This window comes from Massilia eburnea (assembly GCF_009720745.1).
GTDB lineage: Bacteria > Pseudomonadota > Gammaproteobacteria > Burkholderiales > Burkholderiaceae_D > Rugamonas > Rugamonas eburnea.
The window spans coordinates 1-19,280 of the sequence record NZ_WNKX01000036.1; the positions used below are offsets into that span (position 1 = coordinate 1).

General features: G+C 60.3%; 18 protein-coding genes and 2 tRNA genes. 7 read left to right on the plus strand and 13 right to left on the minus strand.

The annotated features are described in order from the left end of the window. Positions 1-57 precede the first annotated feature (57 nt). From GM658_RS26580 to acs, 3 genes are all read right to left on the minus strand, one after another. Entirely contained in the window at positions 58-591 is a 534-nt protein-coding gene (locus GM658_RS26580; RefSeq protein ID WP_155457135.1) for a hypothetical protein, read from the minus strand. Positions 592-797: 206 nt separating this feature from the next. After that, positions 798-888 (minus strand) — tRNA-Ser (locus GM658_RS26585). A gap of 125 nt (positions 889-1,013) precedes the next feature. Continuing rightward, positions 1,014-3,005, minus strand: coding sequence for an acetate--CoA ligase (acs, locus tag GM658_RS26590; RefSeq protein WP_155457136.1), 1,992 nt, complete (start codon positions 3,003-3,005; stop codon positions 1,014-1,016). 274 nt (positions 3,006-3,279) lie between these two features. Here acs and GM658_RS26595 point away from each other — a divergent pair, with 274 nt between their 5' ends. From GM658_RS26595 to GM658_RS26620, 6 genes are all read left to right on the plus strand, one after another. After that, entirely contained in the window at positions 3,280-3,888 is a 609-nt protein-coding gene (locus GM658_RS26595; RefSeq protein ID WP_155457137.1) for a TIGR00645 family protein, read from the plus strand. A gap of 18 nt (positions 3,889-3,906) precedes the next feature. Then, entirely contained in the window at positions 3,907-5,433 is a 1,527-nt protein-coding gene (locus tag GM658_RS26600; protein ID WP_155457138.1) for a fumarate hydratase, read from the plus strand. Then, a complete protein-coding gene (gene murI / locus GM658_RS26605) occupies positions 5,434-6,258 on the plus strand; it encodes a glutamate racemase (protein WP_155457139.1) in 825 nt (274 codons plus the stop codon). 82 nt (positions 6,259-6,340) lie between these two features. Continuing rightward, positions 6,341-6,416: transfer RNA gene (locus GM658_RS26610), tRNA-His, on the plus strand. Between the two features lie 294 nt (positions 6,417-6,710). Beyond that, positions 6,711-7,409: an NIPSNAP family protein gene (locus GM658_RS26615; protein ID WP_155457140.1), complete on the plus strand. Its 699-nt coding sequence runs from the start codon at positions 6,711-6,713 to the stop codon at positions 7,407-7,409. A 76-nt stretch (positions 7,410-7,485) separates the two neighbouring features. Continuing rightward, positions 7,486-7,926, plus strand: coding sequence for a hypothetical protein (locus GM658_RS26620; RefSeq protein WP_155457141.1), 441 nt, complete (start codon positions 7,486-7,488; stop codon positions 7,924-7,926). A gap of 214 nt (positions 7,927-8,140) precedes the next feature. Here GM658_RS26620 and GM658_RS26625 read toward each other — a convergent pair whose 3' ends face one another. The 9 genes from GM658_RS26625 to typA form a co-directional block, all read right to left on the minus strand. Further along, positions 8,141-8,488: a hypothetical protein gene (locus GM658_RS26625; protein ID WP_170299001.1), complete on the minus strand. Its 348-nt coding sequence runs from the start codon at positions 8,486-8,488 to the stop codon at positions 8,141-8,143. An 81-nt stretch (positions 8,489-8,569) separates the two neighbouring features. Next, positions 8,570-9,079, minus strand: coding sequence for a hypothetical protein (locus GM658_RS26630; protein ID WP_155457142.1), 510 nt, complete (start codon positions 9,077-9,079; stop codon positions 8,570-8,572). Positions 9,080-9,213: 134 nt separating this feature from the next. After that, entirely contained in the window at positions 9,214-9,549 is a 336-nt protein-coding gene (locus tag GM658_RS26635) for an energy transducer TonB (RefSeq protein WP_371865294.1), read from the minus strand. Positions 9,550-9,581: 32 nt separating this feature from the next. After that, positions 9,582-9,914, minus strand: coding sequence for an energy transducer TonB (locus GM658_RS26640; RefSeq protein ID WP_155457143.1), 333 nt, complete (start codon positions 9,912-9,914; stop codon positions 9,582-9,584). 49 nt (positions 9,915-9,963) lie between these two features. Then, entirely contained in the window at positions 9,964-11,703 is a 1,740-nt protein-coding gene (locus GM658_RS26645) for a methyl-accepting chemotaxis protein (RefSeq protein WP_229417083.1), read from the minus strand. Between the two features lie 344 nt (positions 11,704-12,047). Further along, positions 12,048-12,992 carry a tRNA dihydrouridine(20/20a) synthase DusA gene (gene dusA / locus GM658_RS26650; protein ID WP_229417084.1) on the minus strand — a complete coding sequence of 315 codons (945 nt, stop codon included), beginning with the start codon at positions 12,990-12,992 and terminating at the stop codon, positions 12,048-12,050. A gap of 188 nt (positions 12,993-13,180) precedes the next feature. After that, the gene (locus tag GM658_RS26655) at positions 13,181-15,325 is read right to left on the minus strand and encodes a DUF3141 domain-containing protein (RefSeq protein WP_155457145.1); all 2,145 of its coding nucleotides are present in this window, start codon (positions 15,323-15,325) and stop codon (positions 13,181-13,183) included. A 68-nt stretch (positions 15,326-15,393) separates the two neighbouring features. After that, entirely contained in the window at positions 15,394-16,011 is a 618-nt protein-coding gene (locus GM658_RS26660; protein ID WP_155457146.1) for a 3-keto-disaccharide hydrolase, read from the minus strand. A 48-nt stretch (positions 16,012-16,059) separates the two neighbouring features. Further along, positions 16,060-17,895: a translational GTPase TypA gene (gene typA, locus GM658_RS26665; protein ID WP_155457147.1), complete on the minus strand. Its 1,836-nt coding sequence runs from the start codon at positions 17,893-17,895 to the stop codon at positions 16,060-16,062. Positions 17,896-18,146: 251 nt separating this feature from the next. Here typA and GM658_RS26670 point away from each other — a divergent pair, with 251 nt between their 5' ends. Further along, positions 18,147-18,659, plus strand: coding sequence for a DUF6622 family protein (locus tag GM658_RS26670; protein ID WP_155457148.1), 513 nt, complete (start codon positions 18,147-18,149; stop codon positions 18,657-18,659). Positions 18,660-18,671: 12 nt separating this feature from the next. On the opposite strand, the gene GM658_RS26675 is transcribed toward GM658_RS26670, so the two are convergent. Beyond that, entirely contained in the window at positions 18,672-19,280 is a 609-nt protein-coding gene (locus tag GM658_RS26675; RefSeq protein ID WP_155457149.1) for a hypothetical protein, read from the minus strand.

Below are 19,280 nucleotides of genomic sequence, written 5' to 3' on the forward strand. Positions count from 1 at the left end.
CTAGCAATGCCACGTCGATCACTCCGATCTCCTGCCGATAAGACAGGTGGGATTGTGCTACCAACGTGGGTCAGATTCAGATGCAAATTTGTGGGGATGGTGGGTCAGTTTTCGGTGCAATTCAACAGTTGCACCTGATTTTGCGTTTTCGCTCATCGCTTGTGCTTCGCCCTCCGCACGCACAACTGCCATTGACTTATAGATGAGCGCGTCAACTCCCTTGCCCGTATTCGCAACGCCGGACCAGTACATCGCATCTGCCGTGTTTGCCCAAGCTAAATCCCGAAGGCCGCTCTTAAGACTCGCCAGCGCCCTGTTGCAATGCGCAGCAGAAATCAGTATCGGTCCAAATGGTTGTGCCGTAACCCAATCTACGCCTTTCTCTTGCAGATCGGGCGTCAAGAACTGCATGACGATTTCAATCGGATTAACAACTGATGGGCAATCATATTTCGCGACCATCTCCATGACTTCCCGCAGGAAGTCATGGACGGTCGCTCCAGGTTTAAGCTCAGCATGGCAAGCGGCTAGGTTCAAAATTGCCAAGTCGCACATTTGTTTTACATCCCGTACTGGGCGCGGGGATTTCATTGCCTCTACCATCATTCACTCCGAGTCAGGTTATCAAGTAACTATCGCTCAGTTCAAAAAACCAACAAGCGCTAGGTGACTCGAATGATACTGAACAACAAACGTGTGTGGGTAGACAACGAATTACCCAGTGATGGGCTATGTGATGGGCTATAAAACAAAAAACCCCGTAAGTCATTGAACTTACAGGGTCTTTTTTTGCATTCTGGCGGAGAGAGGGGGATTCGAACCCCCGATAGGCTATGAACCTATACACGCTTTCCAGGCGTGCGACTTAAACCACTCATCCATCTCTCCTGCATTCTCACGCTTATCGCGAGAGGCCCGAATTATAGCAGGGTTACGGCAGAGTGCAAAGGGTTTCTGTTGCAAACCCGGTAAACCTGGGTCTGACCCAAGGGTCAGACCCTGCCTGCTCTAGCTTAGGAGGTTTCTTTCAGCTGCTCGAGGATTGCTGGATTTTCCAGGGTGCTGACGTCTTGGGTGATCGTTTCGCCTTTGGCCAGGACGCGCAGCAGGCGGCGCATGATCTTGCCGCTGCGGGTCTTCGGCAGGTTGTCGCCGAAGCGGATCTCTTTGGGCTTGGCGATCGGGCCGATCTCTTTGCCTACCCAGTTACGCAGTTCGGTGGCGATCTGCTTGGCTTCGTCGCCGGTTGGGCGGGCGCGCTTCAGCACCACGAAGGCGCAGATCGATTCGCCGGTGGTTTCGTCCGGCTTGCCGACCACGGCGGCTTCCGCCACCAGCGGGTTGGCGACCAGTGCGGATTCGATTTCCATCGTACCCATGCGGTGGCCGGACACGTTCAGCACGTCGTCGATGCGGCCGGTGATGGTGAAGTAGCCGGTTTCGGAATTGCGGATCGCGCCGTCGCCAGCCAGGTAGTATTTGCCGCCCAGTTCTTCAGGGAAGTAACCTGCCTTGAAGCGGTCCGGATTGCCCCAGATGGTGCGGATCATCGACGGCCATGGGCGCTTGACGACCAGGATGCCGCCGCTGCCATTCGGCACGTCGTGCCCTGCTTCGTCCACGATCGCGGCCATGATGCCTGGCAGCGGCAGCGTGCAGGAACCTGGAACCATCGGCGTGGCGCCTGGCAGAGGAGTGATCATATGGCCGCCGGTTTCGGTCTGCCAGAAGGTGTCGACGATCGGGCACTTCTCGCCGCCCACGTTCTTGTAGTACCACATCCAGGCTTCCGGATTGATCGGCTCACCCACGGTGCCCAGCAGGCGCAGCGAGGAGATGTCGAAGTTCTTCGGATGCACTTTCGGGTCAACGTCGGAAGCCTTGATCAGCGAACGGATCGCAGTCGGCGCGGTGTAGAAGATGTTGACCTTGTGCTTGGCGATGGTTTCCCAGAAGCGGCCGGCGTGCGGGAAGGTCGGGATGCCTTCGAATACCACTTGGGTTGCGCCGACGGCGGTCGGGCCGTACGCGATATAGGTGTGGCCGGTGACCCAGCCGATATCGGCGGTACACCAGTACACGTCTTGCGGCTTGATGTCGAAGGACCACTTCATGGTCAGCGCTGCCCACAGCAGGTAGCCGCCGGTGGAGTGCTGCACGCCTTTCGGAGTGCCGGTGGAGCCGGAAGTATAGAGGATGAACAGCGGGTGCTCCGCGTCCACCCATTCAGGTTCGCAGGTCGCTGCCTGGCCTTCCACCAGGTCGTGCAGCCAGATGTCGCGGCCTTCGGTCCAGGCGATATTGCCGCCGGTGCGCTTGTAGACCACCACGTTCTTGATGGTGTCGCAGCCGCCCATGGCCAGGGCTTCGTCGACGATGGCTTTCAGCGGCAGCTGTTTACCGCCACGCAGTTGCTCGTCGCAAGTCAGAACGGCTACGGCGCCGGCGTCGATAATGCGCTCTTGCAGCGACTTGGCGGAGAAGCCGCCGAACACCACCGAGTGGGTGGCGCCGATACGGGCGCAGGCCTGCATCGCGGCCACGCCTTCCACGGACATCGACATGTAGATGACGACGCGATCGCCCTTCTTGATGCCGCGCGCCTTCAGGCCGTTGGCGATCTTGCAGACCTTGTCGTGCAATTGCTGGTAGCTGACGCGGGTCACTTCGCCGTCGTCGGCTTCGAAGATGATGGCGGTCTTGTCGCCCAGGCCATTCTTGATATTGCGGTCCAGGCAGTTGTAGGACACGTTCAGCTTGCCGTCTTCAAACCACTTGTAGAACGGTGCATTGTCTTCGTTCAGCGTGCGGGTGAACGGCGTTTGCCATTCCACGTGTTCGCGCGCCAGGCGCGCCCAAAAGCCTTCATAGTCGCGCTCCGCTTCGTCGCACAGTGCCTTGTAGGCTTCCATGCCCGATACGTTCGCTTGTGCTGTGAATCCCGCTGGTGGCGCGAAAATACGCGATTCCGCTGGTCCCTGTTGGTCGGCGCCCTGGTTGGTCATGCTTGTCTCCGGTTAGTGATTGGTTTGCTAGCAACAATAGAGCTTGTCGCTTACTGCCCCCTTACATTGCTGAGGAAGCCACTATTTGCATTTTAATCACAACGACTGCTTCTGGGGCGGCACCGTTTTCATATTTCTCCGGGCGGCGGGAAGCAAAAGATTGCACCAGGGGAACTATATCCTCTGGACGCGCCAGCCCCACCGCTGCCGAGCTCGTCCCGCGCGTGTAGAATATCGGCTGTTTTTCAATCGCTTAATCGAACGCTTATCGACAATGACCGAGCCCCAGAACACCCCCGGCAAGCGCCTCAGCCCCATTCCCGCCTTTATCTTCATGTCCCGCTGGCTGCAGCTGCCGCTGTACTTGGGTCTGATCTTGGCGCAGTGCGTCTACGTGTTCCATTTCTGGGTTGAGCTGAAGGACCTGATCGGCGCAGTCTTTGGCGACGCCACCTCGCTCGAGCACATCATCAGCGTCACTTTCCATGGCTCCAAAGACGCACCAAACAAGTTGACCGAAACCGTCATCATGCTGGTTGTCCTGGGCCTGATCGACGTCGTCATGATTTCCAACCTGCTGATCATGGTGATCGTGGGCGGCTATGAAACCTTCGTCTCGCGCATGCACCTTGAAGGCCATCCGGACCAGCCGGAATGGCTGTCGCACGTGAACGCTTCCGTGCTGAAGACCAAGCTGGCGATGGCGATCATCGGCATCTCCTCGATCCACCTGCTGAAGACCTTCATCAACGCCAAGGACCATGAGCCGCAAGTCCTGATCGCGCAAACCGTCATCCACGTCGTATTCCTGCTGTCCGCAATGGCGATTGCGTACACCGATCGCATCACCACCCTGACGCACAACGAATCCAAGCACCATTAATTAGCCAACGAGCCAATCATGACCATCATCAAGCAAGACGACCTGATCGAATCTGTCGCCGCCGCGCTGCAGTACATCAGCTACTACCACCCAGCCGACTACATCCAGCACCTGGCGCGCGCGTACGAAGCCGAGCAAAGCCCGGCCGCGAAAGATGCGATCGCACAGATCCTGACCAACTCCCGCATGTGCGCGGAAGGCAAGCGTCCGATCTGCCAGGACACCGGCATGGTAAACGTCTTCCTGAAGATCGGCATGGGCGTGCGCTTTGAAGGCTTCAAAGGCACCGTGACCGACGCCGTCAACGAAGGCGTACGCCGCGCGTACAACTTCGCCGACAACAAGCTGCGCGCCTCCATCGTGGCCGACCCGCACTTCGAGCGCAAGAACACCAAGGACAACACCCCTGCCGTGGTTCACATGGAACTGGTGGAAGGCAATACCGTGGAAGTAGCCGTTGCAGCCAAAGGCGGCGGTTCCGAAAACAAGACCAAGTTCGTCATGCTGAATCCATCCGACTCGCTGGTTGACTGGGTGCTGAAGACCGTGCCGCTGATGGGCGCCGGCTGGTGCCCGCCTGGTATGCTGGGTATCGGTATCGGCGGCTCCGCCGAGAAAGCCATGCTGCTGGCAAAAGAGTCGCTAATGGAAGACATCGACATGTTCGAGCTGAAAAAGCGCGGCCCGCAGAACAAGCTGGAAGAACTGCGTATTGAACTGTGCGACAAGATCAATGCCCTGGGCATCGGCGCACAAGGCCTCGGCGGCTTGACCACCGTGCTGGACGTGAAGATCAATATGTACCCGACCCACGCTGCATCCAAGCCGGTCGCCATGATCCCGAACTGCGCGGCGACTCGCCACGCCCACTTCGTTCTGGATGGTTCCGGCCCGGCCTACATCGAACCGCCGAAGCTGTCCGACTGGCCTGATGTCACCTGGGCTGCCGACACCGAAAAGTCCAAGCGCGTCGACCTGAACACCCTGACCAAGGAAGAAGTGGCTTCCTGGAAGCCGGGCCAGACCCTGCTCCTGAACGGCAAGATGCTGACCGGCCGCGATGCCGCCCACAAGCGCATCCAGGACATGCTGGCCAAGGGCGAGCAGTTGCCAGTGGACTTCACCAACCGCGTCATCTACTACGTCGGCCCGGTTGATCCAGTGCGCGAAGAAGTCGTTGGCCCAGCCGGCCCGACCACCGCTACCCGCATGGACAAGTTCACCGACATGATGCTGGAAAAGACCGGCCTGATCTCCATGGTCGGTAAAGCTGAACGCGGCCCGACCGCGATCGAATCGATCCAGAAGCACAAGTCCGCCTACCTGATGGCTGTCGGCGGCGCGGCTTACCTGGTGTCGAAAGCGATCAAGGGCGCCAAGGTCGTCGGCTTCGAAGACTTGGGCATGGAAGCGATCTATGAATTCGATGTGGTCGACATGCCTGTCACCGTGGCCGTCGATTCCACCGGCACTTCCGTCCACAACACCGGCCCGAAAGAGTGGCAGGTGAAGATCGAGTCCCTGAAAGCGGCCCAGCCAGCATAAATGACCCATCTCGTCCCCTCCTCCGCCGATGCGCCAATCGGCGTCTTTGATTCCGGCGTCGGAGGGCTCTCCGTGCTGCGCCATATCCACGCGCAGCTGCCGCACGAGCACCTGCTGTACTTTGCCGACGCCGCCTATTCGCCTTACGGTGAAAAGACGGACCAGTGGCTGGTACAGCGCTCCGTGACGATTGCGGAATTCCTGCTGGCGCAGGGCGTCAAGGCGCTGGTGGTGGCCTGCAATACCGCCACCGGCGCTGCGATCAAGGAACTGCGCAAGCACTATCCCGAGCTGCCGATTGTCGGCGTGGAGCCAGGCCTCAAGCCTGGCGGCGCCGCAACGCGCAGCGGCAAGGTCGGCGTCATGGCAACGGAAGCGGCGCTCACCAGCGAAAAATTCCTGGCGCTGCGCGACCAGCTCTCGCAAGCCAACGGAACGCAGTTCGTGCTGCAAGGCTGCCCCGGCCTGGCCGACGCGGTGAACCGCGGCGAGCTGGAAACGCCCGAAACGGTGGCCCTGCTGCGCGGCTTTATCGAACCGGTGCTGGCTCAGGGCGCGGATACCCTGGTGCTTGGCTGCACCCACTACCCCTTCGTGCGTTCCGCCATTGAAGGCATCGTAGGTGACCGCGACGTGAAGCTGATCGAAACTGGCGATGCCGTGGCGCGCCAGCTGTCACGCCTGCTGGAAGGCGCCGGCTTGCTGCGGCCAGGCGGCACGCCGGCCCACCTGCGCGGCTACACCAGTGGCAACGCGGCAGAACTGCAGCACTGGTTCGCCAGCCTGCTCGGCCTGCATCCGCAAGTCGAATCGGTCGCAGTTTGAAATTTATTTGCCAGTTCGGGAACAAGCCTATATAATCTCGGCTCTGTCGCGCTACGGTGCGGTAGAAAAGCAGTTTTCAGTGGTGGCTGTAGCTCAGTTGGTAGAGTCCAGGATTGTGATTCCTGTTGTCGTGGGTTCGAGCCCCATCAGCCACCCCACCGAATTCACATAGAAGGCTTATTGATCCGTCAATAAGCCTTTTTTGTTTTGGTACTGACTTTGCTCAAGACTTCGCCCAACCTCCACGAGCAGCATCTATTCGATGCGCAGTACCAGCTCGCTCTACGCGAGCTTTCGGCTATGTTCGACAATCCACCTGAGCCCGGAACTGCTGAAGGTGATCGATTCGAAGCGCTGATTTCTCTAGTAGAAAAAAAACGAAAGCGATCTGCTTCCCACCTTGCCCGGAAAATAGGGCCTGATCCGTCCGCATTGCCACCTATGCTGGCGGCATGGACAAATTTCCCGTTATTGAATTCCGCCGCTACACCACCATCGAGGGCGGCCAGGCAGCGTTCACACGCTATTTTGAAACTCTTTTCCCGGAAGCGTTCCAGCAGTTGGGCGCATTGGCGCTAGGCCAATTCACGGAGAATGGCAACCCGAACAGCTTCCTGTGGCTGCGCGGGTTTTCGTCATGGGAGCAGCGCGCCGTGGCTAATGCCGCGTTCTACTACGGCCCCGTGTGGAAGGAGCATAAAGCCACGCTGAACGGCCTGATGACCGACAGCGACAACGTACTGCTGCTTCGTCCACTGCACCCTGGCAGCGGCGTGCCGGTCCAGCCTGTGGTCGATCCGGTTTTGGAGCCAGAAGGCGCGCAAGGCGAGGCGGCCGCGCTGTTGTGCGCTGTGCAGCCCGGCCAGGTAGAGCGCTTCGCCGAGCTGGCCGCACCGGCATTCGCGGCCTGGCGCGAAGCTGGCTGGCGTGAGGCAGGCACTCTGGTCACGCTGGACATGCCAAACAACTTCCCGCAACTGCCGGTGCGCGGCGACGGCCCTCACCTGCTCTGGCTCGCCATCGCGGCCCCTGGCAGTGCTTCGCCGGCCTGGGAGATGCTCAGCGATGCGGCCCGCGACCTGTTGTGCAAACCGCCGGAAACGATCCTGTTGCGCCCGACGCCACGCTCGCGCCTAAGGTGGACAAAATAAAACTCTCGTTGTGCCACGGCATTAGTTTGAGGATAAAATAACGACTCAGAGAAACGTTGCGCTACCGGAAGAAGTCATGTCTGAGTTGAAAGAATTATCCACCTACAGCAAAGACACCCCAGTCGGCCTGCCCGTCGTTGGCGGCCGCGCCGGTGTGTTCGTACCCACCGAACAGTTCGACCTCGCGAACTCCACCACAATCAAGAAAGGCGCCGGCATCGTCGGCTTCGGCAATCCGGATGGCTCGCTGACCGTCTATTTCGAAGCCAACCGCTTCGACGACTCCAGCCTGCACAAATGGGAAAACAAGACGCGCAAGGCATACGACCGCATGGTCATGGTCGCGCCCACCGTGTCGAAGGCCAAGCTCGACGCCAAATTCCTGGAAATGGTCGGCTATATTGATGGCGCCGGCATCACGCTGAAAGAACCGGACCGCCTGACCAACTGGCTGACGCTCTCCAACGCCCTGGATACCGCACCGGAAGCTGCCGTGGTTCTGTGGGGAAAAAAATAACAGACGAGCAATAATCCTACAAAGGCATCGGCGCCTCTCCGATGCCTTTTTTGTTTGCTCTTGATTAAGATGGGATCAAATCTTAAGGCAGGAGCATCCCATGTCCCACCATCCCTACACCAGCGGCGCGGCGCTGCTCAGCCTGGTGGCCAGCGCAACCTGGCTGCTCTGCTCGGCTGACGTGCTGAGCCAGGTTCCTCTGCTAGTCCACTGATTACCAGCGGCGGCCACCGCGGCCGCGCCAGTGATTGCTGGTCCACAGGAAATCAAAGCCGATCGTCACAGGCGGATAAGCGTACGCAGGCGCTGGCGCATAGTAGTAAGGCGCAGGCGCCACATACACTGGCTGCGGCTGGACGTAGACCGGCTGCGGCTGCTGAACGTAAACAGGCTCTTCCGAATAAGTCACCGTAGAACCGGCACGCTGCGCAGTACCGTTCGGCACCGGCGTCACCGACACAGTGCGCCATTCATAAGGATTGCTCGAGGCATAGCGCACCGGCTGCTCGGCACAACCGACGAGGCCCAGGGCCAGCATCGGCAAGATCAACAAAGTTTTCATGGCATTCTCCTTCCCAGGATTCAACTATAGGGAAAAATCGGGCGCATGCCGCAGCTTTTACAAATGCTTACTGCCGGCAACTCAAATATACGGGATATCACATTTGTCGACCGCCCTGCCCGCCGCATTCACGCGCTGCGCGCAAATCTGGTAGGTGATCCCGTAGTCCATATCGACACGGTACACCTTCCCGTAAGGCAGGGAAACCGATTCCTGCAGCACGCGCTGGTAGCTGATGGCCGGCACATCGGCCGGCACCGCGATCGAGGTATGGAAGTTGCGGCGGCTGTCCTGCTGGCGGCGGTGCACGTCCACCTTCATGCCCAGGTCCAGCGTGACGCCGCCCGGCGCATAGCTGAAGCGGGTGATATTGCGCTTGGCCAGCAGCACGCCCCAGGCGCAAGGCAAGGCATCCGGGCAGTGCTTGACCTGGGCCAGCGGGAAGATTTCCTCGTTATTATTGAGTTCCTGCAGCGGCCAGGCCGTACGCGTGCCATCCAGTTTGCCGCTGCCCGCGTTGGGCCAGGTCATTGAATTAACGACAACGACATACTGCTCATTGCGGGCCGGATCGTTCGGATTGCGCCACATGGCACAACCGGATAGCAACAGACCGACGAGTGGTAAGAGAAACAGATATTTCATACAGGCTATCCAGACTACGATACCCGCAGATTAACAAAAAACGGCCCGCGAGGGGCCGTTTTTTCTATTGGAACACAGGTTTAGTCCAGTTTCCAGGCGTAATCCACCTTGGTCCAGGTTTCGGCGGGGGCGCCGTCCTTGGTACCGGGCTTGAACTTGCAGGCGCTCAGCGCCTTCATTGCAGCCTTGTCCAGGTTCTTGAACCCGGACGACTTGTCCAGCTTGGAATCCTTCACGTCGCCATTGGCGGCAACCAGGAAGGACATACTGACCGTGCCCTGTTCCTCATTCATCAGGGAAGCTTTTGGATACTCAGCTTTGCAATTCTTCGCATCGAACGATGCTGGTACTTCGGCAGCAAATGCCGATGCGCCCATGGTCAGGGCTACTGCCAGAACACTCAACTTGGTCATCATGATCTTCCCCTAATGGATGAGAATGAAATGGTTTAGAGGGACCAGACGTAGTCGACCTTGGTCCAGGTCTGGGCTACGGCGCCGTCTTTGGTGCCTGGCTTGAACTTGCAAGCGCTGATGGCTTTGACTGCAGCTTTGTCCAGGTTCTTGAAGCCGCTGGACTTGTCCACTTTGGAATCCATCACTTCGCCGGTGGCGGACACCAGGAAGGACATGGTTACCTGGCCCTGCTCTTCGTTCATCAGGGAAGCCTTAGGGTATTCAGCCTTGCAGTTCTTGGCATCGAATACTGCTGGGGTTTCGCCCGCGAAAGCCGATGCGGACACGATGGATGCTGCGATAAAACCAATCAGACGCTTGTTCATTTCTATCCCAATCAAAATTATTAAAAACTTCGGGTTTGTCCCCGTTTTATTAGAATTCTTCCCATTCGTCGCTGCCGGCGGTGGCGGCGACCACTTTCTTAGGTGCGGCGGCAGGCGCAGGCTTGGCAGCCTTGGCGGCAGCCGGGCGCTTGGCTGGCGCCTTAGGCACCACCGCCACTGCAGTCTGGGTCACGGCCGGCTTGGCAGCGTTCAGTGCATATTCGGTTTCGGCATCCAGCTTGAAGATCGACACCACGCGCGACAGCTCGCCAGCCTGGTCTTGCAGCGACTGCGCAGCGGCGGCAGCTTCTTCAACCAGCGCAGCATTCTGCTGGGTCATGGCATCCATTTCGATGATGGACTGGTTCACCTGCTCGATGCCGGCGCTCTGTTCCTGCGAGGCGCTGGCGATTTCGCTCATGATGTCGGTCACGCGGCGCACGGATGCAACCACTTCATCCATGGTCACGCCAGCCTGGCCCACCAGCTTCGAACCGCGTTCCACTTTCTCGACGGAGTCGCCGATCAGGGACTTGATCTCTTTCGCTGCGCCAGCAGAACGCTGCGCCAGGTTACGCACTTCGGATGCCACCACGGCGAAGCCGCGGCCCTGCTCACCGGCACGCGCTGCTTCAACGGCGGCGTTCAGCGCCAGGATGTTGGTCTGGAAGGCGATGCCGTCGATCACGCCGATGATGTCCACAATCTTGTTGGCCGATTCGTTGATCGAGCTCATGGTGTCGACCACTTGCGAAACCACCTGGCCGCCCTTCAGCGCCACGTCGGATGCGGAGGCAGCCAGCTGGTTGGCTTCACGGGCGTTGTCGGCGTTCTGCTTCACGGTGGAGGTCAGTTCTTCCATGGCGGAAGCGGTCTTCTCCAGCGAGGAAGCCTGCATTTCGGTACGCGAAGACAGGTCGATATTGCCTGCTGCGATTTCGCGCGAAGCGGTGCCGATGGTCTCGGTACCCTGGCGCACCTGGCCCACGATTTCCACCAGGCTGTTGCGCATTTCCTTGATTTCGACCAGCAGCGAATCCTTGTCGCTGGACGCGGTATCAATGTTCACCGACAGGTCGCCGTTGGCGATGGCGCCAGCGATCGACGCGGTGTAGTCAGGCTCGCCACCCAGTTGCTTCAGCAGGCCGCGGGTGATCACCCATGCCGCGAAGATCGACACCACCACTGCGGCCAGGCCGGCAATGATCATGAACATGCGGGCAGAGGCGAAACCTTCGGCAGCTTCCACTTTCATGGAATCATTCAGCTTGTCTTCCAGCGCGGCCAGCTGGCCCAGCGCTTCCACCCACTTCTTCTGGGCAGGGCGGATTTCTTTCAGGTAGATCTTGGTTGCGGCCAAGGCATCGTTGGCCAGCCACAGTTCCGAAGCTTTCTTCACGGCCGGCAGCACCACGGCTTCCTGCGCCTTCACTTGCTGCAGCAAGGATTTTTCTTCGGCGGTAGCGTCGTTGACGTACAGGGCGCTCAGCTTGGCGTCCGCAGTCTCATAGTCTTTCAGCTGCTTGTTGATGCGCGCCAGTTCCGGCTCCATGTCCGAAGGTTCCGACATCAGGGTCAGGATCTTCAGGCCGCTGACGTTTTCAACGTTGTTGCGCATGTCGACCACCAGGCGGGTGGCGACAGCATTCACACTGACAACGTGATCCAGTCGGTCCTGAATCTGAGCCATGCGCCAGATGCCGACGATGGTGATAATGACGAGAAACGCCAATACCAGTGCGAAACCGAGACCGAGACGGGCCCCTACCTTCATTTTGCTCAAATTCATTTCGACTCTTTTTTATAGAAGTGACACGAGTTATGACTACCTGGTGGATGCCTTGAAAAAACATTTACCGCATCCACTGACCCTTGCTGCTACGCAAGTATCGACAGTAGCAAACAATGACTGCGAATGCAAAGACCGCTATCGCCGCGGGATGAAACCTGTCGTATTTCATCCCCAAACACATGTGGAAACTACGCATTGCATGTGTGTATCCGGAAAATTATAGCCCTGTAGTTTCCACACAGCAAGCAAATTTTGCCCAAAATGTGGGCAAACGAACTTTCTATGGGGAAAGAGCTCAGCTACAGCGGGAAACAGAAGTGAATGCGCAGGATAAGTTTTGTTTACGCGGTATGACTGTATGCTTCCAGCAAAACGCGTGGATCGCCGGCCGCCAGCTTTTTGGCATCGGATAAGGTCTGGCGGAATTGGCGGGCGCCTTTCAGGCCCTGGGCCAGGCCCAGCATGTGGCGGGTGATGGTATTGATCTTCAGGCCACGACCGCCCTCTTTCGCCAGCTGCTCCTCGATATAAGGCATCATCGCCTCCAGCACTTGCTCGCGGGAGCGCGGCTGCCCGCTGGCGCCGTAGTAGCGCTGGTCGAAGGCGGCCATCAGGTAAGGGTTGTGGTAGGCCTCGCGGCCCAGCATGACGCCGTCCACATGCTGCAGGTGCAGGTCGATTTCCTCCAGCGTCTTGATGCCGCCGTTGATCAGGATCTCGTACTGCGGGAAGTCTTTTTTCAGCTGGTAGGCGTACTCGTATTTGAGCGGCGGGATTTCCCGGTTCTCCTTGGGCGAAAGGCCCTTCAGGATCGCATTGCGCGCGTGCACCACGAAGGTCGTGCAGCCCGCTTCCGCCACGGTGCCGACGAAATCGCGCACGAAGTCGTAGCTCTCCTCCTGGTCGATGCCGATCCGGTGCTTGACCGTGACCTCGACCTGCACCGCATCCTTCATCGCCTTCACGCAATCGCGCACCAGCTCCGGCTCGGTCATCAGGCAGGCGCCGAAAGCGCCCTTCTGCACGCGTGGCGACGGGCAGCCGCAATTGAGGTTGATTTCATCGTAGCCCCACTTCTCGCCCAGCTTGGCCGCGATGGCCAGGTCCTTCGGATCGGAGCCGCCCAGCTGCAGCGCGACCGGATGCTCCTCCTCATTGAAGCGCAGGTGGCGCTCCACGTCGCCGTACACCAGCGCACCGGTCGTCACCATCTCCGTGTACAGCCAGGTGTACTGCGAGATCAGGCGATGGAAATGGCGGCAATGGCGGTCGGTCCAATCCATCATCGGCGCCACGGACAGGCGGCGGGAAGGCTTGGGGGCGATCGAGGTGGTCATTATGGCAAACATCAACTATGAAACTAGGGCCGCATATTATAGCGAAAGTCGGGGTCAGGTCTGGCAATCGGACATTTGTGTCGGGGCGCTTCACGCCTCCGACACAAATGTCCGATTGCCAGACCTGACCCCGACTTTTATTCGAAGAGTTCTGCGACGCGGGACATGCGGCGGGCGGCTTCGCCGGACAGCTCGCCGGAGGCGGTCATGATCTGGCGGATGCCTTCCAGTGCGCGCTGGCGGTCGTCGACCTCGGTCAGCAGCTTGGGCAGGGCCGTCATGGCGCGTTCTTCGTCGAGCTGGAGGATCATGTTCTGCTCCTGCACCACTTCTTTGAAGCGGGCCAGCGATACGCGCTCCTTGGCCGGCAAATGCGTGCGCAGCTCGCGCAGGACGCCGAACGCGCGCTCGTCCGCTACCCGCATTTCAGGACTGCGAGCGATGTAGAGGATCGAGCGGATCACTGCTTCGCGCTCGCCGCCGCTGGCCAGGCGCTTGGCCGCTTCCGTGCGGCGCGCGGCCACCACCGACTCGCGAGCGATGTCGCGGCCGATGCGGCGGCGGATGTTGGCTGAATCGGCGCGCAGGCCCACCAGCGTCTGCAACAATGGCTGTCCGTACGTGGAGAGGAAGAACTGCTCAACCGCCTGGTCGCGGAACAGCTGGTATTGGTCCAGCGCAGCGACGATACGATCGGAAGCCGCTTCCTGCATCTTCAGGAAGGGATTATCCGGCGACGCCGGCTTGCGCTGCTCCCGCACCTGGTCGGCCAGCACGCTGATCCCTTTCAGGAAGGGGTTCATATCGGAGAACATCTCATAGCGCATGCGGTAGGGGTGCATATTCCGCATCCATTCAGCCGACTGTTCGGTAGTCATCGCCCGCACCAGGGGGCTGACAAAAGTACGGTACAGGCCCTGGTTGATTTCCGACAGCCGCGCCACGGTGGCGAAACGGCGTTCGTCTTCGTCGTCATTGCCGCCCAGCGCGCGCAGTTCGTTCAAATCGCGCCGTTCGAAGCGCACCACGTAATTACCGTCCGCGAACTCGGGGCTGTGCACGCCCTCCCCTGCCTTGTCGATAAAGACGGCTTCGTACAGGCCAGGCGGCAGGACGTCGATCAAGTCCATTGAGCGTGTGAATTCTTCGTGCTCTTTGTTGGCGACGGAGGCGGAGACGAAAATGCCCAGGTGTCCGATCGACTCGTGCAAGGTGTACACCACGGTCTGCCCGCCCGCCACCAGCGCAGCGTCGTCCTCGTACAGGTCGAGCAGCCAGCCCAGCGCCTGCTGCGGGGGCGTGATGTCGTCGCCCCAGGAGCAGAACACCACGATCGGCGAGCGGATATTGCGCAAGTCGATGCGGCGGCCGTCCGAGTCGTGGATGGTGCCGTTGCTCAGGCGGTTGCCGACGAACAGGTTGTCGGTGATGAATTGGATTTCCTCGGCGTTCAGCAGCACCGGGTTACCCCACCAGCGTTCAAATTCGAGGAAGCGTTTTTCCTCGGTGTCGACGTTGGCGTACACGTGGTAGCCCTTCTTCCAATAGGTGTTGGAAGGGTTCATGTTCTCGAAATTGCTGACCAGGTGGGCGCCGTCGAACTTGCCGTTGCCAAGGTCGCCCGCCAGGGACGTCATCCAGGTGCCGCCGGCCAGGCCTCCAAGGTAGCGCAGAGGATTCTTGCCGCGCACGCCGGCCCAATACGACAGCGGCGCTCCGGCCAGCACCAGCGGGCCGGCCAGTTCGGGATGCAGGGCGGCCGTCATCATGATCTGCCAGCCGGCCTGGCAGTTGCCGATCAGGGCCGGCTTGCCTTCCGCATGGGGGTGCAGGTAGGCCACCTGCTCGATGAATTGGGCTTCGGCGTGGCATACGTCTTCGATGGTCTGTCCCGGCACCGGCGCCGGCAGGAAGCCGATGAAGTAGCAGGGATTGCCTGCCTTCAGGACGACCCCGATTTCGCTGTCCTGCTTCATGCCGCCGATGCCGGGGCCATGGCCGGCGCGCGGGTCGACCACGATGAAGGGGCGCTTGGTTTCGTCGATCTCCACGCCATCGGGAGGGATAATGCGCATCAGCGAATAATTCACCGGCCGCTCAAGCGTGCGGCCGTCGATGATGGTCTCGAATTCGAAATTGAGGACGTGGGGCGCGGTTTCGCGTTCGCGCGCATTGCGCTCGGTGCCGCGGCGGTACAGCACGTCCATGAAAAGGATGGAGCGCTGCCAGGCATCGGTCCAGTATTCGAATGCCTGGGTGGCAATGTTGCTAGTTTCGGCCATGCGGGTTCTCCTGATCGGTGCCGGCTTGGGTTGTACAGGTTACCACGGCCCTGCCGCGCGCGCAGCCGTCACTCCAGAGGCGTCAGCTCCACGTGCCGCAGCTCGTAGGGCGTGCCTTCCAGCTGGAAGCCGATACGCCCTTCGCGTGGCGCCGCCTCGGTGACACGGTTTTGCGGCACGCCGTTCACGCTCACTTCAATCACGCCATCCTGGGCCACGATATCGGCGCTGTTCCACTCCCCTGCCGCGCGCTCCGAATTGGCGGCCACGCGGGCCTTCACGGGCGGCTTGTCGCCCGTCAGCGGCTCGGCGAACTTCGCCCCAGCCATCGGCAGCAAATCACCCACGCTGCCAAATTTGGTCTGCACTTGCACGCTCAGGGGCCAGACGCGGTCCATCGGGCCGTCGCTGATATGCAGCAGCACCCCGCCATTGCCCGTTTTGCCCGGCCAGCGCCATTCGACGTGCAGCCGGTAGTTGCGATAGCGGCGTGTGGTCGCCAGGAAGCCTGACGGCACGCCGGCCACCGCGATCACGCCGTCCGGCCGCACAACGATCGTGCTGGCGAGAGCCGCAGCCGGTTCGGTACGCAGCTCCCAGCCGCTCAAGTCTTTAAGCATTTCGCCTGCCAATGCGCCGCCGGCCGATGCAATGCAAGCCGCTGCGAAGAGAATCTGTTTGATCATCAAAGCTCCGGATAAAAAAAACCCGCCTCGCGGCGGGTTCTGCGTGAATTACGCGTTTTCTTTGTTGGCACGCTTGCGCTCGTGCTCTTTCAGGTAACGCTTGCGCAGGCGGATCGACTTAGGAGTGATTTCCACCAGTTCGTCGTCTTCAATGAATTCCACTGCGTATTCCAGCGACAGCTGGACTGGCGGTACCAAGCGCACTGCTTCGTCGGTGCCGGAAGCGCGCACGTTGGTCAGCTGCTTGCCCTTGATCGGGTTCACGACCAGGTCGTTGTCGCGCGAGTGGATGCCGATGATCATGCCTTCGTACACTGGGTCGTTGTGCACCACGAACATGCGGCCGCGGTCCTGCAGCTTCCACAGTGCGTAGGCAACGGCCTGGCCGTCGTCCTGGGAGATCATCACGCCGTTGCGGCGGCCGGCCAGTTCACCTTTGGAGGTGTCAACCGGGGCGTAGGCGTCGAACACGTGCGACATCAGGCCGGTGCCACGGGTCAGGGTCATGAATTCGCCCTGGAAGCCGATCAGGCCGCGGGCAGGAATACGGTATTCCAGGCGCACGCGGCCCTTGCCGTCCGATTCCATGTTCTGCAGGTCGCCACGGCGGCGGCCCAGCTCTTCCATCACGCCGCCCTGGTTGGCTTCTTCCACGTCAACCGACAGCATTTCGTATGGCTCGTGACGCACGCCGTCCACCATCTTGAACACAACGCGTGGACGCGATACGGCCATTTCGAAGCCTTCGCGGCGCATGTTTTCGATCAGGATGGTCAGGTGCAGTTCGCCGCGGCCGGACACTTCGAAGATGGTGTCGTCGTCGGTTGGAGCAACGCGCAGGGCCACGTTGGATTTCAGTTCTTTGTCCAGACGGTCGCGCAGCTGGCGCGAGGTCACGAACTTGCCTTCGCGGCCAGCCAGCGGCGAGGTGTTGACCATGAAGTTCATGGTCAGGGTTGGTTCGTCAACGGTCAGCATTGGCAGCGCGTCAGGGGTGTCGGCCGCGCACACGGTGGAGCCGATGCCGATTTCTTCGATACCGTTGATCAGGACGATGTCGCCGGCGACGGCTTCGTCAACCAGCACGCGCTCCAGGCCCTTGAAGTTCAGCACCTGGTTGATGCGGCCCTTGATCGGGGTGGCGCCTGGACCGTCGACCACGACCACGTCCTGGCCTGCCTTCGCGCGGCCACGGTTGATGCGGCCGATACCGATCTTGCCCACGTAGGACGAGTAGTCCAGCGAGGTGATTTGCATCTGCAGCGGGCCGTCAGGATTGTCGTCACGTACCGGCACGTACTTCAGGATCGCTTCGAACAGGGGCTTCATGTCGCCGCCGCGCACGTCTTCGGTCAGGCCGGCGTAGCCGTTCAGGCCCGATGCGTACACGATCGGGAAGTCCAGCTGTTCGTCGGTTGCGCCCAGCTTGTCGAACAGTTCGAAAGTCTGGTTGATCGCCCAGTCAGCGCGCGCGCCAGGACGGTCGATCTTGTTCAGCACCACGATCGGCTTCAGGCCCAGGGCCAGCGCCTTGCGGGTCACGAAACGGGTCTGCGGCATTGGGCCTTCTTGCGCGTCCACCAGCAGCAGCACGGAGTCGACCATCGACAGCACACGTTCCACTTCACCGCCGAAGTCGGCGTGGCCTGGGGTGTCGACGATGTTGATGTGGGTGCCTTCGTACTCAACGGCGCAGTTCTTCGACAGGATGGTAATGCCGCGTTCTTTCTCCAGGTCGTTGGAGTCCATGACGCGGGTGTCAACCTGCTGGTTCTCACGGAAGGTGCCGGACTGCTTCAGCAGCTGGTCCACCAGGGTGGTCTTGCCATGGTCAACGTGGGCGATGATGGCGATGTTGCGAATTGCGCGTTTAGTATTAGACATGATTTGTGTATGGACAGGAATTCTGCAAGTGCGGGAGCACTGAACCCACTAGTATAGCATGTTGCGCCGCAACCAACCACTCGTCGGGGCGACGACTTGGGATTTTGATCAATTTGATCAGCCATCGGGCTTTAATCCCGCTCCGGCCGGTTTCGCGCCGGCCCGCGCCGGTTTCGTCGCAAAGTGGTCGCGCCACATCTCTGACAGGCGCAAAGTGCGTCCATCGAAACCCATTTTGCGAGGAACTCAACATGCTGCAACAAATCGTCAGCCACACTCCGGCCTACGTCTGGGCCATCCTGGGCTTCCTGGTATATCGCGGCGTTGCCGCTTCGCGTGACCGCATCCTGCCGGTGCGCCAGGTATTCATCCTGCCGCTGGTCATGCTGGCCCTGGGCCTGCAAAGCACGGTGAACGGCTTTGGCCTGGCATCGCCGGCCGGCGCGGCCTGGCTGCTTGGCCTGGCGGCTGGCGTGGCAATGATGTGGAAGGGCGCTGGCCAAGGCGCAGTACTCGACCGGGCCGCCGGCACCGTGCAGCTGCGCGGCAGCTGGCTGCCGATGGCGCTGATGATGACGATCTTCGTCGGGAAGTTTGCGATGGCTGTCGCTTTGGCTGCGCAACCCGGGCTGCGCGCCAGCCTGGCCTTCGCACTGCCGGCCTGCGCCTTGTTCGGCGCATTTTCCGGCGCGTTCATGGCCCGTCCATTGCGCGTAGCGGCGTCACTGCGCGCTGCCACCGGCAGCGCAACGGCACCGCTGTAAGCCGCGCGCCGGTCAGGCAACGGAAACGAGCAGGCTGCTGCCCTCTTCTTTTGCCCACTGGAGTGCCTTGAGAACCCAGGACACCCCTGCCAGGCCGTCGTCCTCAAGATTGAGCGAGTCCGCATGGCCCTGCAGTTTGCGGCAAAAATCCGAGGCCTCGTGCGGCAGCAGCCAGGACCAGCGGAAAACGCCATCGATTGAACGATAGGTATGGCCGCAGCACTCCACCAGCGAATCGCCCGCGAACAGCCTGCGATAGTAGTGGCAAGCTTCATCGCTTGCCGTCGGCAGCACCTCGGAGAGCTCCATGGCATACCGGTGCCATTTGTGGGCGGAAGGCGTCACGTCCTTGTCGCCATGAATACCGGTGATGGTGCAGAAGTTCCAGTAATCATGCGTCAGGTGGTCGATCAGTTGCGCCTCGCCAGGATCAGTCGTTTTCAACGCAGCCGCGCCACGCCGCGAAATGTCCGCAAGCTTGGTCAATTTGGCGGGTGGGTACTCGCCCGGGAATTCTGCGGCCAGTTCGCGAGTCCAGCGCTCGAACTCTGCGGCATCATCGAGAAACCTGGAGCGCAGGCCGTCGGGCGCGCCGAGCTCAAAGTAAACGTACGCGCTCAT

Coding starts and splice junctions, on each gene's coding strand:
- GM658_RS26640 (WP_155457143.1), bottom strand. CDS start 9,914: ATGAACAAGCGTCTGATTGGTTTTATCGCAGCATCCATCGTGTCCGCA.
- GM658_RS26620 (WP_155457141.1), top strand. CDS start 7,486: ATGTCTGAGTTGAAAGAATTATCCACCTACAGCAAAGACACCCCAGTC.
- GM658_RS26630 (WP_155457142.1), bottom strand. CDS start 9,079: ATGTGGCGCAATCCGAACGATCCGGCCCGCAATGAGCAGTATGTCGTT.
- GM658_RS26670 (WP_155457148.1), top strand. CDS start 18,147: ATGCTGCAACAAATCGTCAGCCACACTCCGGCCTACGTCTGGGCCATC.
- GM658_RS26625 (WP_170299001.1), bottom strand. CDS start 8,488: ATGAAAACTTTGTTGATCTTGCCGATGCTGGCCCTGGGCCTCGTCGGT.
- typA (WP_155457147.1), bottom strand. CDS start 17,895: ATGTCTAATACTAAACGCGCAATTCGCAACATCGCCATCATCGCCCAC.
- GM658_RS26655 (WP_155457145.1), bottom strand. CDS start 15,325: ATGGCCGAAACTAGCAACATTGCCACCCAGGCATTCGAATACTGGACC.
- GM658_RS26615 (WP_155457140.1), top strand. CDS start 6,711: ATGGACAAATTTCCCGTTATTGAATTCCGCCGCTACACCACCATCGAG.
- GM658_RS26675 (WP_155457149.1), bottom strand. CDS start 19,280: ATGAGCGCGTACGTTTACTTTGAGCTCGGCGCGCCCGACGGCCTGCGC.
- GM658_RS26645 (WP_229417083.1), bottom strand. CDS start 11,703: ATGAATTTGAGCAAAATGAAGGTAGGGGCCCGTCTCGGTCTCGGTTTC.
- acs (WP_155457136.1), bottom strand. CDS start 3,005: ATGACCAACCAGGGCGCCGACCAACAGGGACCAGCGGAATCGCGTATT.
- dusA (WP_229417084.1), bottom strand. CDS start 12,992: ATGATGGATTGGACCGACCGCCATTGCCGCCATTTCCATCGCCTGATC.
- murI (WP_155457139.1), top strand. CDS start 5,434: ATGACCCATCTCGTCCCCTCCTCCGCCGATGCGCCAATCGGCGTCTTT.
- GM658_RS26660 (WP_155457146.1), bottom strand. CDS start 16,011: ATGATCAAACAGATTCTCTTCGCAGCGGCTTGCATTGCATCGGCCGGC.
- GM658_RS26600 (WP_155457138.1), top strand. CDS start 3,907: ATGACCATCATCAAGCAAGACGACCTGATCGAATCTGTCGCCGCCGCG.
- GM658_RS26595 (WP_155457137.1), top strand. CDS start 3,280: ATGACCGAGCCCCAGAACACCCCCGGCAAGCGCCTCAGCCCCATTCCC.
- GM658_RS26580 (WP_155457135.1), bottom strand. CDS start 591: ATGAAATCCCCGCGCCCAGTACGGGATGTAAAACAAATGTGCGACTTG.
- GM658_RS26635 (WP_371865294.1), bottom strand. CDS start 9,549: ATGATGACCAAGTTGAGTGTTCTGGCAGTAGCCCTGACCATGGGCGCA.